14 protein-coding genes are annotated in these 15,353 nt (G+C 70.3%); 9 read left to right on the plus strand and 5 right to left on the minus strand.

What is annotated here, in order from left to right:
- Nucleotides 1-77 precede the first annotated feature (77 nt).
- The 4 genes from SLUN_RS03475 (at nt 78) to SLUN_RS42285 (ending at nt 2,136) form a co-directional block, all read left to right on the plus strand.
- Nucleotides 78-689: a DoxX family membrane protein gene (locus SLUN_RS03475; protein WP_108154495.1), complete on the plus strand. Its 612-nt coding sequence runs from the start codon at nt 78-80 to the stop codon at nt 687-689.
- A 173-nt stretch (nt 690-862) separates the two neighbouring features.
- Nucleotides 863-1,741 carry a universal stress protein gene (locus SLUN_RS03480; protein ID WP_108147098.1) on the plus strand — a complete coding sequence of 293 codons (879 nt, stop codon included), beginning with the start codon at nt 863-865 and terminating at the stop codon, nt 1,739-1,741.
- A 32-nt stretch (nt 1,742-1,773) separates the two neighbouring features.
- On the plus strand, nt 1,774-1,941 hold the full coding sequence (locus SLUN_RS42680; protein WP_503461807.1) for a hypothetical protein: 168 nt from the start codon (nt 1,774-1,776) through the stop codon (nt 1,939-1,941).
- Between the two features lie 72 nt (nt 1,942-2,013).
- A complete protein-coding gene (locus SLUN_RS42285) occupies nt 2,014-2,136 on the plus strand; it encodes a hypothetical protein (RefSeq protein WP_108147099.1) in 123 nt (40 codons plus the stop codon).
- A gap of 105 nt (nt 2,137-2,241) precedes the next feature.
- Here the strand turns inward: SLUN_RS42285 and SLUN_RS03495 are convergent, their stop codons facing one another.
- From SLUN_RS03495 to SLUN_RS03510, 3 genes are all read right to left on the minus strand, one after another.
- The gene (locus SLUN_RS03495; RefSeq protein ID WP_306610673.1) at nt 2,242-2,748 is read right to left on the minus strand and encodes a CBS domain-containing protein; all 507 of its coding nucleotides are present in this window, start codon (nt 2,746-2,748) and stop codon (nt 2,242-2,244) included.
- Between the two features lie 436 nt (nt 2,749-3,184).
- Complete coding sequence (locus SLUN_RS03505; RefSeq protein WP_108147101.1) at nt 3,185-4,375, minus strand: acyl-CoA dehydrogenase family protein; 1,191 nt, start codon at nt 4,373-4,375, stop codon at nt 3,185-3,187.
- 129 nt (nt 4,376-4,504) lie between these two features.
- Nucleotides 4,505-5,674, minus strand: coding sequence for a serine hydrolase domain-containing protein (locus SLUN_RS03510; protein WP_108147102.1), 1,170 nt, complete (start codon nt 5,672-5,674; stop codon nt 4,505-4,507).
- A gap of 228 nt (nt 5,675-5,902) precedes the next feature.
- On the opposite strand from SLUN_RS03510, the gene SLUN_RS03515 reads away from it, so the two are divergent.
- Entirely contained in the window at nt 5,903-6,946 is a 1,044-nt protein-coding gene (locus SLUN_RS03515; RefSeq protein WP_108147103.1) for an enoyl-CoA hydratase/isomerase family protein, read from the plus strand.
- A 32-nt stretch (nt 6,947-6,978) separates the two neighbouring features.
- Here the strand turns inward: SLUN_RS03515 and SLUN_RS03520 are convergent, their stop codons facing one another.
- Nucleotides 6,979-7,806, minus strand: coding sequence for an ATP-grasp domain-containing protein (locus SLUN_RS03520; RefSeq protein WP_108147104.1), 828 nt, complete (start codon nt 7,804-7,806; stop codon nt 6,979-6,981).
- 176 nt (nt 7,807-7,982) lie between these two features.
- Entirely contained in the window at nt 7,983-11,483 is a 3,501-nt protein-coding gene (locus SLUN_RS03525; RefSeq protein ID WP_371413805.1) for a phosphodiester glycosidase family protein, read from the minus strand.
- Between the two features lie 569 nt (nt 11,484-12,052).
- Between SLUN_RS03525 and ssuE the strand changes: the two genes are divergently transcribed.
- The 4 genes from ssuE to SLUN_RS03550 are packed head-to-tail and all read left to right on the plus strand — an operon-like array spanning nt 12,053 to nt 15,348.
- A complete protein-coding gene (gene ssuE / locus SLUN_RS03535) occupies nt 12,053-12,622 on the plus strand; it encodes an NADPH-dependent FMN reductase (protein WP_108147107.1) in 570 nt (189 codons plus the stop codon).
- 11 nt (nt 12,623-12,633) lie between these two features.
- Nucleotides 12,634-13,653, plus strand: coding sequence for an ABC transporter substrate-binding protein (locus SLUN_RS03540; protein WP_108147108.1), 1,020 nt, complete (start codon nt 12,634-12,636; stop codon nt 13,651-13,653).
- 4 nt (nt 13,654-13,657) lie between these two features.
- The gene (locus SLUN_RS03545) at nt 13,658-14,467 is read left to right on the plus strand and encodes an ABC transporter ATP-binding protein (RefSeq protein ID WP_108147109.1); all 810 of its coding nucleotides are present in this window, start codon (nt 13,658-13,660) and stop codon (nt 14,465-14,467) included.
- Nucleotides 14,464-15,348, plus strand: a complete 885-nt coding sequence (locus tag SLUN_RS03550) for an ABC transporter permease (RefSeq protein ID WP_108147110.1) — start codon at nt 14,464-14,466, stop codon at nt 15,346-15,348. Before SLUN_RS03545 ends, SLUN_RS03550 begins: the two co-directional genes overlap by 4 nt.
- Nucleotides 15,349-15,353: the final 5 nt, after the last annotated feature.

A 15,353-nucleotide genomic window follows, 5' to 3' on the forward strand; every position in this document is an offset into this window, starting at 1 on the left:
CGGCGGCGCGGGCCGCCGGGCCACGACAGTGAGCGATGTCAGGCACCGACCCGGCATCCTCCGAAGGGATCACCACCATGGCTGTGCACGAGCACCCCCACAAGCGCCCCGTACTCCACTTTCCCTCTTGGCGCAGGACCAGGACCGCGGCCGCGACGACCGCCGGAACACAGACCCGGCCGACCTACGCCATCGCGGCCCTGCGCCTCCTGACCGGCTTCGCCTTTCTGTGGGCTTTCCTCGACAAGACCTTCGGCTGGGGCTATGCCACCCCGTCCGGCAAGGGCTGGATCGACGGCGGCTCGCCGACCAAGGGCTTCCTGAGCTCCGTCGCCGCCGGGCCCATGGAGTCCACGTTCCACGACTGGGCAGGTGCCGCCGGGGCGGACTGGCTGTTCATGCTCGGCCTGCTCGGCATCGGTGCCGCCCTGCTGACCGGTACCGCGCTGCGCCTGGCGGCGGTCGCCGGCACGGCGATGATGGCGCTGATGTGGCTCGCGGAGTGGCCGCCTGCCCAGCACCTGTCCGACGGCTCGCCGAGCATGTCCACCAACCCCGTCGTGGAGTACCACGTCATCTATGCGGCCGCCCTTGTCGCCCTCGCCCTGACGTCCGCGGGCGAGACCTGGGGGCTCGGCCGGATCTGGGCGCGACTGCCGTTCGTACGCAACAACGGCTGGCTGCGCTGACCCCTGCGCCACCTTCCGGAGAGGGGGCCGCCGGTCTCCGGCCGCCGACGGCCCAGGTATGGGCCGACCGGCCCCGGCCGGGGACCAGCGGCCCCTCCAAGACGCCCGCCCCGCCCACGACGCTGGAAGCGGGTCGTCCGACAGATCCGCCCGCCACCCAGGAGGTACGCATCATGTCCCGCACCGTCACCGTCGGCCTGGACGGCTCGAACGAGAGCCTGGCCGCCGCCGAATGGGCCGCCCGCGAAGCGCGGCTGCGCGGTCTGCCGCTACGCCTCGTCAACGTCTGGGAACCGCAGCCCTACATTCAGGCTCCACTCCTGGGCGGCGAAACGATGCAGCACTGGGCGGAGCGCATTCCCCGCGATACGGCCGACGAACTGCGGCTCCGTCACCCGGATGTGGAGATCACCGCGGATCAGGTCGCCGGCCGGCCCGGTACCGTCCTGCCCGACGAGGCCCGGGACGCCGAGCTCCTGGTCCTGGGCTCCCGTGGCCTGAGCGGCGTCGCCGGATTCATGGTCGGGTCCGTCGGCATGGCAACCGTGGCCCACACGGAGCGGCCCGTCGTCCTCGTACGGGCAGAGGAGAAGACCGAGGACGAGCGCGCGCCCGGTCCCACTGCGAACCGGCCCGTTGTGCTGGGCCTCGACACCGAGCACCCGGACGACTCCGTGATCGAGTTCGCCTTCGACGCGGCTGCGCGCCGCGCCACCGCCCTGCACGTCGTCCACGGCTGGAACTTGCCGCCCTACTTCGCATACGGGCTTCCCGCCGACCCGAGGATGAACGCCCAACTGGCCGCCCAGGAGGCGGACTCCCTGGCCGAGACGCTGCGCCCCTGGCGGCAGAAGTTCCCGGCCGTCGAAGTCGTCGAGCGGTCGCGATCGGGCAAACCCGCCAACCACCTGGTGGACGCCTCCCGAGACGCGTCCCTGGTCGTTGTCGGCCGCCGGACTCGCCGTTCGACGCTCGGCGCCCACATCGGGCCCGTCGCACATGCCGTACTCCACCACGCCACCTCGCCCGTTGCGGTGGTCCCCCACGACTGAGCCCAAGAAGTCCACAGGAGTACGGCTTTGCGATCCGCTACCAGGGCCACTGGGGCGTACGGCTCCGGCTGCGCGCAGGGGAGCTGCAGATCACCGTGACCGAATCCGACCGCTCACCGATCGACATCGCCCTGCTGGACCGCACGGTCTCGGTGGCGCCCGGGGAATCCTGCACACTCACCCTGCCCGGGGAGCGGTAGGGATGTTCGGCGCCGGCGGCGGGGTCGGGATCGCCCCGCCGAGTCTGATGCCTTTCAGGTGGCGTCGGCGGCGTGACCGAGCGGCCCCGCTCCGTGGACAGACGGATCGAGGTCCGTGCCGTGCTAGACCTGACCATCACCTTCGACCACAACGTGATCGGAGGTGCTACGCGCACTCGACGGCACGAGCAGTGAACACCCCACACATCCGGCCGAGTAGGCCGCGGCCGCGTGCCGCCGGCTCACCGACGGCACCTGAACCGACGGACGTCGGCGGGTCCGCTGCCCCGATCGATGACTTCAATGGCGCTGGGTGTATCCGACGACACTGTCGGGGTTGGCCGTCTCGGCCGCCCCAAACTCGTCGTCGCCGGGTGAGTCGAGAACCCCGTGTACGGTGACGACGCCGCCGACGGCCTGGCACAGCCGCATCGCGATCGGGATGAGGCTGCGCTGCCTGACTCTGCCGGTCAGCGTCACCACACCGTCGACCACACTGACTTGGACCTCTTCGGAAGAGAGGGACAGTGTGTCCCTCAGGACCTCTCGGGTGATCTCCTCGCGGATCGCGCTGTCCTGCCGCAGAAAGACCCGAAGGAGATCGCTTCGGCTGATGATCCCGACGAGGTGTCCGGCCTCGTTGACCACGGGCAGCCGCTTGACCTGCTGGCGGGTCATTTCCCGGGCCGCTTCGACGATGCTCCACTGGGCGCGGGCGGTCACGGCGGGCGAGGTCATCAGCCCTTCGGCGGTCTCTGCCGCGGCGCGGTCGCGGGCATGCGGACCAACCAGGACGTACGACGGCACGAAAGCGGCTCCGACCAGACGCGAGATCGCAGGCCCGCAGCGTCCATGACGTTCCCCGTAGCGTCCTGCAACCCGACCTCGGGGGCGGAAGACATCCGCTTGTGAGTTCGCGGCCGCGCGCGTCCAGCGACTCTGGAACCCGCGCGCTTCTCAAGGCTCCGCGTGAAAGTGGCACCGATCCGCGCAACTACGTCAACTACGCAGACGTCTACCACCGGGATCTTCGCCAGTCGCGACTCATTCTCCGACAGCGCCTCGACCGCTACGCGTCACTCCTGGCAGTAGCCTCCGACGAAGAACGACCCCTGCAGATCCAGGTTGACGAGGCCATCGGTTACTGACCGTTCAGAGCAGACATTTCCTGACTATGGAGGGTAATGATCTTGGTGCCAACTACCCACCTTAAGTGTCAACTATAGATCTTTGTCGCACGCCCCTAGCGACGAACCCGCGGCATCCCCAGTCCGATCCAGGAGATGATCTCGCGCTGGATCTCGTTGTTGCCACCGCCGAAGGTGAAGATCACGGCTGAGCGGTAGCCGCGCTCCAGCTCACCGTGCAGGACGGCGCCGGCCGAGCCCTCCTTGAGGTGGCCCGCCGCGCCGACGACCTCCATCAGCCAGGCGTAGGCGTCACGGCGCGCCTCGGAGCCGTACACCTTGACTGCGGACGCGTCCTGCGGGGTGAGGGTGCCCTCCTGGACGGCGCCCACCATCTGCCAGTTGAGCAGCTTCATGGCATCGAGTTTGGTGTGGGTCCGCGCGAGGCGCCCCCGCACCCAGCCGAGGTCGATGACGCGGCGGCCGTCGGCGAGCTTGGTGTCGGCGGCCCAGCGCTGGACGTCGTGGAGCGCGCGGATGGCCATGGTGCCGTGGGCGGCGAGGGTGACGCGCTCGTGGTTGAGCTGGTTGGTGATCAGCCGCCAGCCCTTGTTCTCCTGGCCGACGCGGCGGGAGGCGGGCACCTTGATGTTCTCGTAGTAGCTGGCGGTGGTGTCGTGCGAGGCGAGGGTGTTGATGATGGTGCAGGAGTAGCCGGGGTCGGAGGTCGGGACCAGCAGCATGGTGATGCCCTTGTGGGGCGGGGCTTCGGGGTCGGTGCGCACGGCGAGCCAGACCCAGTCGGCGGTGTCGCCGTTGGTGGTCCAGATCTTCTGCCCGTTGACGGTGTACGTACCCGTGTCCTCGTCGCCCTCGCGTACGGCGCGGGTCTTGAGGGCGGCGAGGTCGGTGCCGGCGTCGGGCTCGCTGTATCCGATCGCGAAGTCGATCTCCCCGGCGAGGATCTTCGGCAGGAAGTACGCCCTCTGCTCGTCCGTACCGAACTGCATGATCGTCGGGCCGACGGTGTTGAGCGCCATCAGCGGCAGCGGTACGCCGGCCTGGGCGGCCTCGTCGAAGAAGATGAACTGCTCCATGGGGCTCAGCCCGCGGCCGCCGTACTCCTTGGGCCAGCCGACGCCGAGCCAGCCGTCGGTGCCGAGCCTGCGGACCGTCTCGCGGTAGAAGCGCTTCTGCGCACCCGGGTCGGCGTAGCGCGCGTAGACGTTGTCCGGCACCAGGTCGGTGAAGTAGGTGCGCAGTTCGGCTCGCAACTGCTGCTGTTCAGGCGTGTATTCGAGGTGCACGGCCCCTCCAGGTGTCTCGCGATCCGTCCCATGCGCGGCGCACACAGTAGAACGTGTTGCAAGAATCTGGAAGGGCCCGGGGCAGTCAGGCCCGGCCGGCCCTTGAGGGCAGCCGGCAGGGCGGGACGGTCACCCCACCGACCGGTAGAGCGCGTCGATCAGTGCCATCTTCCGCGGGTCGTCGGCGATATGAGGGCCCATGCGGTTCATGACGTAGCCCAGACTGAGGCCCGCCTCCGGGTCGGCAAGGCCGCAGGAGCCGCCGAAGCCGTCGTGGCCGAAGGCGCGGGGGTTGGGGCCGTACGAGCCGTTCCTGCCGCTCAGCCAGAGGCCGAGCGCCACCTCCGTCTCGTTCTCGAAACCCGCGCCGAGCACCAGGTCCCGGCAGCTGCCCTGGCCTTCGCGGACGCGTTCGGCGGCCTCCGGGGACAGCACGCGCCGGCCTTGGAACTCGCCGCGGCCGGCGAAGATCCCGTAGAGCGCTGCGACGGCACGGGCCGTGCCGTGGCCGTTGGCGGCGGGGATCTGGGCGGCGCGCCACGCCGGCGTATTGGCCTCGGTCGCACCGACGACGGGGTTGACCAGGGCCGCCAGAGCGGCCGGCTGCAACTGGGCGAAGATGGCGGCCTGTTCACTGCCGGACGCGGCCGGCGGATGCACCAGCTCGGCGGCGCGCCCGGCCTCCTTCTCCGGCAGCCCGATGGTGAAGTCGATGCCGAGCGGTCCTGTGACCTCCTGCTGCAGAAAGTCCCCCGGGAGCTGTCCGGTGATACGCCGGACGACCTCACCGACCAGGAACCCGTACGTCATCGCGTGGTACCCGGACTGGGTGCCCGGCTCCCACCAGGGCTCGGTGGCCGCGAGGCGCGAAGTGGTGAGCTCCCAGTCGTAGAGCTGCTCGAGCGAGTGCGGTTCGCGCAGCCCGGACAGACCGGCGCGGTGCGAGAGCAGCTGGCGTACGGGGATGGCCGCCTTGCCGGCCGCGGCGAACTCCGGCCAGTAGGCGGCGACGGGCGCGTCCAGATCGAGCAGCCCGCGGTCGGCGAGCAGATGCGCGCACAGGGCGGTGGGGCCCTTGGTCGTCGACCACACGTTGACCAGCGTCTCGCGCTCCCAGGTGCGGGTGCGTGCCTCGTCGGCCCAGCCTCCCCACAGGTCGACGACGGGCTCCCCGTCGAGCAGCACGGTTACGGCCGCGCCCAGTTCGCCGCGTTCGCTGATGTTCTCCTCGAAGGCGGCGCGCACGGCCCGGAACCGTTCGTCGCAGTGGCCGTCGATCTGTGGTGCACGCTCTGACATGGCGTCCTCCGTCGCCTCGGGCCGGCTTTCGGCCTGCCGGTACCCAGCTCACCCGAACGTACCGACTGGTCGGACTGGCGGGAAGAGCTCGAACGGACAGTCCTCCCCCGCCCTCTCGGCCCGTCATCGACGTGAGCGAGTATGGGTCGAGAAGATCCACCCAGGAACCCCCCTGATCCGCCCCGATCCGCCCCGATCCGCCCCGATCCGCCCCGGAAGGAACATCCGATGGCCCCCGACGACTCCGTACTGCTGCGCACCGAGGGCCGCGCCGGGTACATCACCCTCAACCGCCCGCGGGCGCTCAACGCACTCACCCACGCGATGGTCCGCCGGATCGATACGGCCCTCGCCGCGTGGGAGCGGGACGATGCCGTCTCCGTCGTGGTCGTCTCGGGAGCCGGTGAGCGCGGGCTCTGCGCGGGCGGGGACATCCGCGCCATCCACGCCGACGCGCGGGCGGGCGGCCGCGAGTCCGCCGCCTTCTGGCGGGACGAGTACCGCCTCAACGCCCGTATCGCCCGCTACTCCAAGCCGTACGTGGCGCTGATGGACGGCATCGTCATGGGCGGCGGTGTCGGAGTGTCCGCGCACGGCGATGTCCGGATCGTCACAGAACGCTCGAATCTCGCCATGCCCGAGACCGGCATCGGCTTCGTGCCGGACGTCGGCGGTACACATCTGCTGGCGCGGGCACCCGGCGAGCTGGGCACCCATCTCGCCCTCACCGGCGCGGCGGTGGGCGCCGGCGATGCACTGCTGTGCGGGCTCGCCGACCACTTCATACCGTCGCGGCGGCTGACGGAGCTCGCCGCATCGCTCGCCGAGCTCGATGTGGCGAAGGCCGTACGGCGGTGTGCGCAGCCCGCCCCCGAGGGTGACTTGGCCGGGCAGCGCGCGTGGATCGACGATTCCTACGCCGCGGACTCGGTGGAGGAGATCGTCGGCCGGCTCCTCGACTGTGGCGAGCCGGCGGCGAAAGAGGCGGCCGAGACGATCCTCACCAGGTCGCCGACTTCCCTCAAGGTGACCCTCGCCGCGCTGCGGCGGGCCCGGGAACTGGGCGCACTGGAGCAGGTGCTGGACCAGGAGTACCGCGTCTCGTGCGCGGCACTGTCCTCGCCCGACCTGGTGGAGGGCATCCGCGCGCAGGTCATCGACAGGGACCGCAGGCCGCGCTGGTCGCCGGCCGAGCTTTCGGAGGTGACGGACGCGGACGTGGCCCGGTTCTTCGCACCGCTCGGAGACGGCGAACTGGGGCTCGGTGGCTGAGACCCCCGAATGCCCCGGGAATCAACCGCGGATCAGCCGCCGAGGAAGTCGCGGAGCGAGGCCTTCATCCGCGCGACGAAGGCCGCGCGCACGCCCTCCGCGACAAGGTCCAGCGAGAGATACGGATTGAGATCCTCCAGCTCGACGAGGAGCAGCTCGCCGTCCGGGGCCCGGCAGGCGTCGACGCGCTGGATGCCGTGGTCCAGGGTGTTCCAGTCGACGAACCGCTGCGCGAACTCCAGGTCCCCCGGGCCCGGTTCGTACCGCTCCAGTTCCCAGCGGCGCTCCGGGCGCGGGGCGTAGAGGGCGTACTGGAAGTCCCGGTCGACGAAGTAGAACGACACCTCGTAGCGGAACTGGATCCTCGGCTGCACCAGGACGTCCCCGTATCCGAGCTCCCCGAGCCGGTCCCGGCCGACGAACTCCATCCCTATCGAGTCTGCGCCGAGCTTGGGTTTGACGACGTACTCATCGGCCCGCGGCAGCCGTCCGAGATCCTCGCCGTGGTCCACGGTCGGTATGACCGGAAATCCGGCCGCGCTCAGCTCCACCAGATACTGCTTGCCCGCCATGTCGGCGCGGCCCGTCGGCGGGTTGTAGAGCCGCGTGCCGGACTGCCGGGCGAGTGTGCGGAAGGCGTCGTACTCGCGCTGGTAGTGGAGCACGGGGCCGCTGTTGCGTACGACGACCGCGTCGAAGGAGCCCATCAGGCGCGCCGCGTCCAACGGATGACACAGGGCGATGTCGAAATCCTCGCGCAGGCATCCGGAGAGCCGGATGTCCTCGTCGCAGTAGCGGCGGCCCTTCGCCTCGTAGCCGAGATCGGTGACGTAGAGAATGCTCGGGCGTGCGGCGGTCATGGTGCTCCTGTACTCGGCGTGCGCGGTGGTGCCTGTTCGTCGGGCTTTCGTATCAGACGGGATGCGGGCGGCGCGGCGCCGGAGGCAGGCGGCCTGGCCCCGGAGGCGGTCGGATCCGACAAGGAGAACCACCTCCTCCGCAGCGCTCACGACCAAGGCTGCCCGCTGCGGGTGCTTCACGCACGGCGAGCCCAGGCCGCCGCTCCCGTCACCCCCTCCGCCGCGATGCGGATCTCCGCGCGCTGCGTGACTCCTGCCACCGTCACCGCCAGCGTGACCGTCCCGGGGCGCAGCGCCGTGAGGCGGCCCGTCGTCGGGTCGAACGCGGCCGCGTGCCGGTGCCGGACATCCTCCGGCGCGCCGATGTACAGGTTCGGCGAGCCTGTCCAGTCCGCGCTCAGCGGGAACGTCACCGGGACCCGCCGCGGACCCTGCGTCACCGTCGCCCCGGCGTCAGCCGCGTGTCCGGGGCTCAGTACGGCGGGCGCGTCGAGCGCGAGTCCGTCGACATGCGCTCGGGTCTGCACCGAGACGAAGTCCGGGCGTCCCTCCCACGGCCTGAGCCTGCCGACCGTCTGCTCACCCCGCGACACCTCGTCCACACCGACCAGCGACCAGCCGGTGAACCCGCCCTCGTCCGCCGGGCCCGCCGGAGACTTGCCCGAGTTGCCGTTGATCAAGTACGGCACGCCGTCCACGTGCTCGGCGTGGAAGACACCGACATGACTGCCGATGAGCCCCGCGCCCTTTCCGGTCGTACGGCGGAACTCCGCGAGCCACTGCTCGATCAGCGCCGCCTCCTTGCGGTCGCTCAACTGGCTGCCCTTCTGGACGGTGGGATCGCGCGGCGGAACATGCTCGACGATCATCACCGAGCCGATGCCCGGGTCCTTGGCCGCCGCGTCGAGCTGGGCGCGCACTCCCTTGATCTGGGCGAAGCCCCCGCCGCGCAGGCTCAGGCTCGAGGTGTCCAGGGTCAGGAACCGGGTGCCGCGATGGTCGAACGTCCGCTGTGCCGGACCGAATTCGGCGACGAAGTTGTCGATCTTCCCGCCCATCACCTCATGGTTGCCCGGCACGTAGTACCAGGGCAGCTCGTCCCCCAGCTCCTCAGTGAGCACGCGGCGCGCGAAGGCGAGGTCGGCAGGCGAGCCCTCGTCGACCAGGTCGCCGTTGACGACGAGGAAGTCGGGCCGCGCCGCCTTGATCTCGCGCAGTGACCGGCGCGCCTGCGCCACGATCGCGCTGTCCGGGTCACGGGCGACGAACTGCGCGTCGGACACGACCGCGAACTGCCAGTCCCTGCCCTCGGTCTCGGCAGCGGGGTCGATCAACGGATCGGCCGTACGCGGCTGTTCGGGCAGCACGACGGTTGGCGGCACCTGTGCGCTGAGGCCATCGATCACGATCCTCCCGGTGTACTGCCTGGCGGCCGCGGTCTCGGCCAGATAGAAGCGGTACACCGACAGCGGCGTCGCGGCCCCCGGCGGCACGGCGAAGGTCACCTGCCGCCAGCCGGTCCAGGTGACGTACGGCCCGCGCAGCAGTTGGTCGGAGCCTGCGGCGTCCTTGAGGTGCAGCGTCGGCCAGGCGCCCTTGCCGTCGCCCTTGATCCAGAGCGTGAAGGACTGCGGCTGGCCGGGGACTGCGATCTGCCGCGGCGGGTTGGCGTACGCGGCCCGGGTCGCGGTCGACTGCGTGAAGTCGTAGCTGAGCTCCAGACCGGTGCCGCTCTGCCCCTCGGGCGTGGCCGCGACCGAGCCGCTCGCGCGCGCCTGGCTGAAGGTCCAGGACGCGGCGTCGTCGAAGGCGGTGACCGGCTGTTCGGCGAGGCCCACGCTGACGGCGAGGCCGGTGGTGACGCCGGCGACCGTCGCCGTGATCTGTCCGGCGCCGCTGCCCGTAAGGGACTTGACGGTGAAGGAGCCCTTGCCGTCGTCGCGAATGTCGAACAGCGCGTGGTCGTAGGCCAGTTTCACGTCCGCCGGCTCCACGGGCGCGCTGTTGCCCTGGGCGTCGAGCCCGAGGATGCCGAAGGTGCCGGTGGCGCTCCCGTCCGCGAGGCCGACGCGGCGGGTGGTCGGCTCGATCCGGGCGAGGTCGTCGAGCACGGTCAGTTCGGTGCTGCCGTGGGCGCCCGCGCGTTCCGCGCGAATCTCGGTGGTGCCGCTGCGCCACGCCCGGAACACGCCGTGGTCGTCGACCTGTCCTGTCGAGGGCCGTACGGCCCGCCAGTGCGGGGTCCCGGCAGCCGGTCCGTACGTCTCGTCGTAACCGGCGGCGGTGAGCCGGCGGGTCAGACCGGGGAACACCCGCTCGGGGTGGCCGCCCTTGACCGGGTCGGCGGTGGGGGCGCTGCCGGCCGGCGTCCGGGTCTCGACCCAGAAGCCGCGCAGCCGTCCGCTGCCGTCGGGCGCGGTGAGCGCGAGGCCGTTGGGGACCGTCCGCTCGCTGCCGTCCGAGGGGCTGTTCTCGACCTGGAGGGCGTCGCTGCCCGGTTCTCGGGCGACGAGTGTGGAGGAGCCGCCGCCGTCGAGGTTGAGCGCGCTGTACGCACCGGCCTTCTTCATCATCAGGCCGAGTTCGGTGAGGGTGACGCCGCCGCTGTCGGCCTGCCGGCCGTCGACGGTGACGACCTGCATCGCGCGCCCGTCCTTCGAGAAGCCGACGGCGGTACGGGGCGCGGCGGTGTTGTTGCCCTCGCCCTCGTGGTTCAGCGGCACCCCGTCGACGACGAGGAGTTCGCGGCCGCCGACGGCGGTGCGCGGAACGGGTCCGCTGTCGGTGCGCGGCCGGTACTCGAGCGAGACCGGGTCGCCCGGACGCAGCGCGGCCAGCAGCCCGGCTCCGGCCTCCCGGCCGACGAGCACGGTGGTGTCCGCGGCGATCGCCCCGGTGCCGGGACGGTCGGCGACGGCAACGATCCTGCCGTCCCGTACGACCGCTTCGGCGACGGGGGTCGCCGTGTCGACGGTCAGGGCCCGGTCGGCGGTTCCCCAGGCGGCGTTGTAGGCGCCGATCCCGCCTGCCGGGACATTCGCGGCGTTGTACGCGTTCAGCGGGTGCGAACCGGATGGGAGCGTCACCGTGCCGTCGAAGTACAGCTGCAGGACGCGTCCGGCACTCTCGGGTCCGATACCGACGGCCCGGTTGGCGCCGGCGGCCGGCGAGTGCGTGAGCTTGCCGTCCTTGATGCCGGGGCCCTGGGGTGCGCCGGTCTGGTTGATGTCGAAGAAGTCCGCGTTGATCGCGGCGACCGTACGGCGACCCTTGCCCGGGTCGTGCCGGGCGGCGAGTTCGGAGACGGAGCGGCGGTCCGCGACCGTGCCGGAGGAGAGGTAGTCGGCCTGTGCGCCGGTGCCGTCGAGGTCGGCCAAGAGCGCGTCGACGCGCAGCCACTTGTCCGATTCAAGCCGGTCGTACGAGGTGAGCCGGATGCCCGGAGCGATCGGCCGGGAGCTGCGCGCGGTCTCGATGCCGTCGCCGTCCGCGACGGATCTCGGCCGTCCGGCCGGGCCGCTCGCGGGCGGCGGCGCGAGGGGCCGCAGCACTTCGGCCCGGTCACGGGGACGGGGGTCGGGGGTGGAATCAGCGACGGCGGGGGATAACGCCCCCGCCGCCAGTGCGGACGCCGTCGCGAACAGCACGACGGAGCGTCTTGCTCTGCCTGGGTCCACAACTACTCCTGAATACGGCTGGTTGAGCACGCAGTAAGGGCTGTCTGCGGACAGCATCGCGGCGCTCGAACCAACGCACCAGGGGGCGGTGGGAACGTTGGGGAGAACAGCGGGCACCGGCAGGCTGACGCCGGGCGGCGGAAGGGGTCCGACGCCGCCCCTGACGGCCCATCAGTGCGCGCCATATTCGCGAATGAAAGCTGTAACAATTCACCATGCGAGACGATTTACGGCGCGCATTGACGTGACCGGAAATCGCTGCCATTCTCTCGGGTGTGAGTCAAGCTGACATTCTCGTATCGCACCTGCACGTCGATCTTCGACGGCACGCCAGCGCACTCTGTGCCGCCGGCCGCTGAAACACGCACAGCTGACTTCTTTTCCCGCACCGAGCCCCCTCTTCATGGGGGTCAGGGCAGGCTGAGCACCTCCGGTCGGGCCCTTCGGTAATTCCATCGGCAGACCTTTCCCACAATTCATCTGCCGATTTTCATCACCCTTTCCTGAAAGCGAAGCACTTTTGGCGCGACGTTTCAGGCATCTTCGCGTACCCCGAAACGGAATGACTGATGACCTCCATCCTGGCTGTTTCCGGAAGCCCCTCCGTGAACTCACGCACCGAATTGCTGGTCGAGCACGCGGTCGAGCGACTGTCCGTCACCGGCTTCGACGCCGGCCATCTGAAGGTGCGTGAACTGCCCGCCGCCGAGCTGCTGTCCGGCCGGTCCGACTCCCCCGCCCTGCGCGCGGCGGCCGAACAGATAGCCGCCGCGGACGGACTGATCGTGGCCACACCTGTCTACAAGGCCTCCTACACCGGACTGCTCAAGGCCTTCCTCGATCTGCTGCCGCAGTCCGGCCTGGCCGGCAAGACGGTTCTGCCGCTGGCCACGGGCGGCAGCCTGGCGCACGTACTGACCATCGACTACGCACTGCGTCCGGTCCTCTCGGCGCTCGGAGCCCGGCATGTCGTCGCCGGCTCCTTCCTCCTCGACAGCCATGTCGAGCCGCTGCCCGGCGGCGGCGCGCAGCTGCGCCCCGAGGCCGAACTCCGGCTGTTCGACGTGGTCGACGAGTTCATCGAGTCACTCCCCTCCCACGTCCACGGTGCGGCGACGCCCGCCTCCCGCAGCCACTGAAGGAACCCGACGTGCACACCACATCCCGACGCAACTTCCTTGTGCTCACCGGCATCTCCGCACTGGCGGCCGCAGGCTGCGGCACAGCAGCAGGCAGCAGCAGCCGGAACACCGACAAGCTCCGCTACCAGGGTTCGTCCGGTGCGGTCACCCCGCCCGAACTCGCCGCGGACCTCGGCTACCTGGGCGATCTGAAGCTCGACTGGGTGGGCAACACCATCAGCGGCCCGCAGGACATCCAGTCCGCCGCGTCCGGCCAGACCGACTTCGGCGGCGCCTTCAACGGCGCCGTGGTCAAGCTCGCCGCCCGCAAGGCCCCGATCAAGGCCGTCATCAGCTACTACGGCTCCGACAAGTACGCCTACAGCGGCTTCTACGTGGCCGAGAACAGCGCCATACGCTCACCCCGAGACCTGATCGGCAAGAAGGCCGGGATGAACACCCTCGGCGCCCACGCCGAGGCGATGCTCGACATCTACCTCAAGATGAACGGGCTGAGCCGGGCGGAGGCCGAGCGGGTCGAGCGGATCGTCGTCCCTCCCGTCAACACCGAACAGTCCCTGCGCCAGCGCCAGATCGACGTGGCCGTCCTCGGCGGCATCCTGCGCGACAAGGCGCTGGAGACCGGCGGCGTGCGCAAGCTCTTCAGCGACTTCGATCTGCGCGGGGCCTTCAGCGCCGGTACGTACATCCTGACCGACCGCTTCATCGAGCAGAACCCGGAGACGGTACGGACCTTCGTCACCGGAGTGGGCAAGGCCCTGGACTGGTCCCGCACCACGTCCCGCGAGGAAGTCGTCGCGCGGATGACCGAGATCGTCGCCAAGCGGAAGCGCAGCGAGAGCGCGGACGCGCTCAAGTACTGGCGCTCCTACGGCGTCTCGGCGCCCGGCGGCCGGATCGCGGAGACGGAGCTGTCGGTCTGGGCCGACTGGCTGACCGAGCGCGGCGACGTCAAGTCCGGCCAGGTGCACGTCGAGGACCTCTACACCAACGAGTACAACGACATCCGTGCCACGAAGGCGAGTTGACCCCATGACCGCGAAGATCAGCTTCCAAGGGGTCGGCAAGACCTTCCCCGTACGCGGAAAACAGCGGCCCGTCACCGCGCTGGACGGGATCGGCCTCGACATCGCCGACGGTGAGTTCGTGGTTGTCGTCGGCCCGAGCGGCTGCGGGAAGTCCACCCTGCTCGATCTCCTCGGCGGACTCTCCGAGCCCACCAGCGGCCAGATCCTGCTGGACGGCAAGCCCGTCACCGGGCCCGGTCTGGACCGGGGCATCGTCTTCCAGCAGTACGCCCTGCTCCCCTGGCGCACCGCCCAGGGCAATGTGGAGTTCGGCCTGGAAGCCACCCATGTGCCCCGCCGCGAGCGGGCGGAGCGGGCCAGGGAGTATCTGGCGCTCGTCGGGCTCACCGGCTTCGAGGACCGGCATCCGCACGAGCTCTCCGGCGGTATGCGCCAGCGCGTGGCGATCGCCCGCAGTCTCGCGTACGACCCCGATGTGCTGCTGATGGACGAGCCGTTCGCCGCCCTCGACGCGCAGACCCGCGAGTCCCTCCAGGACGAGCTGCTGCGGATCTGGCAGCGCACCGGAAAGACCATCGTCTTCATCACGCACGGCATCGACGAGGCGGTCCACCTCGGACAGCGGGTCGCCGTTCTCACCTCCCGCCCCGGCCGGATCAAGGAGGTCGTGCCGATCGGCCTCGGGGACCGCAGCTCCGACACCGATCCGCGCTCCAGCCCAGAGTTCGCGCACCACCGCCACCAGATCTGGAACCTGCTGCGCGACGAGGTCAGCCGGGCCCAGCAAGAGGAGAGGGAGGCCGCCACGCTATGAGCATCACCACCGAGAAAGCGCTCGCGACTGCCGTCGATGTGAGCGGCGCGGCGCAGCACGCCGGGCCGGCGGTCGCGGCACCGCACCGCGTACTGCCCGCCCCCGCCCGCCGTGCCGGCCGGATCCTGCTGACCGCCGTCACCCGCACCATCGCGATCGCGGTACTGCTCGCGGTGTGGGAGACGGCACCCCGGCTCGGCCTGGTCGACCGGACCTTCCTGCCGCCGTTCTCCGAAGTCGCCGTCGCCTGGTGGCAGTTGCTCCTGGACGGACAGCTGGCCAAGCACGCGCAGGCCAGCCTCGGCCGGTCCTTCGCCGGCTTCGGGCTCGCGGTCGCCATCTCCGTACCGCTGGGGCTGCTGATCGGCTGGTACCGGCCGCTCGCCGATCTCCTCGGGCCGCTCCTGGAGGTCTTCCGCAACACGGCGGCGCTCGCCCTGCTGCCGGTCTTCGTCCTGCTGCTCGGCATCGGCGAGACCTCGAAGATCTCCATCGTGCTCTACGCCTGCACCTGGCCGATCCTGCTCAACACCATCAGCGCCGTACGCAGCGTCGATCCGACCCTGTTGAGGCTCGCCAAGTCGATGGATCTGCCGGCGCCCAGGATCTTCCAGAAGGTGATCCTGCCCGCCTCCGTGCCGACCGTCTTCACCGGCATCCGGCTGGCCGGCGCGGTCGCCATCCTGGTGCTCGTCGCCGCCGAGATGGTGGGCGCCAAGGCCGGGCTCGGCTATCTCGTCAACGCCTCGCAGTTCAACTTCGCCATCCCCGAGATGTACGCCGGGATCATCACCATCTCCGCCATCGGCGTGGCCTTCAACCAGCTGCTCGTGGCTCTCGAGCGCCGCTTCACCTCCTGGCGCACCCCGACCGGAAACTGAGGAAC

This window comes from Streptomyces lunaelactis (genome assembly GCF_003054555.1).
Lineage (GTDB): Bacteria > Actinomycetota > Actinomycetes > Streptomycetales > Streptomycetaceae > Streptomyces > Streptomyces lunaelactis.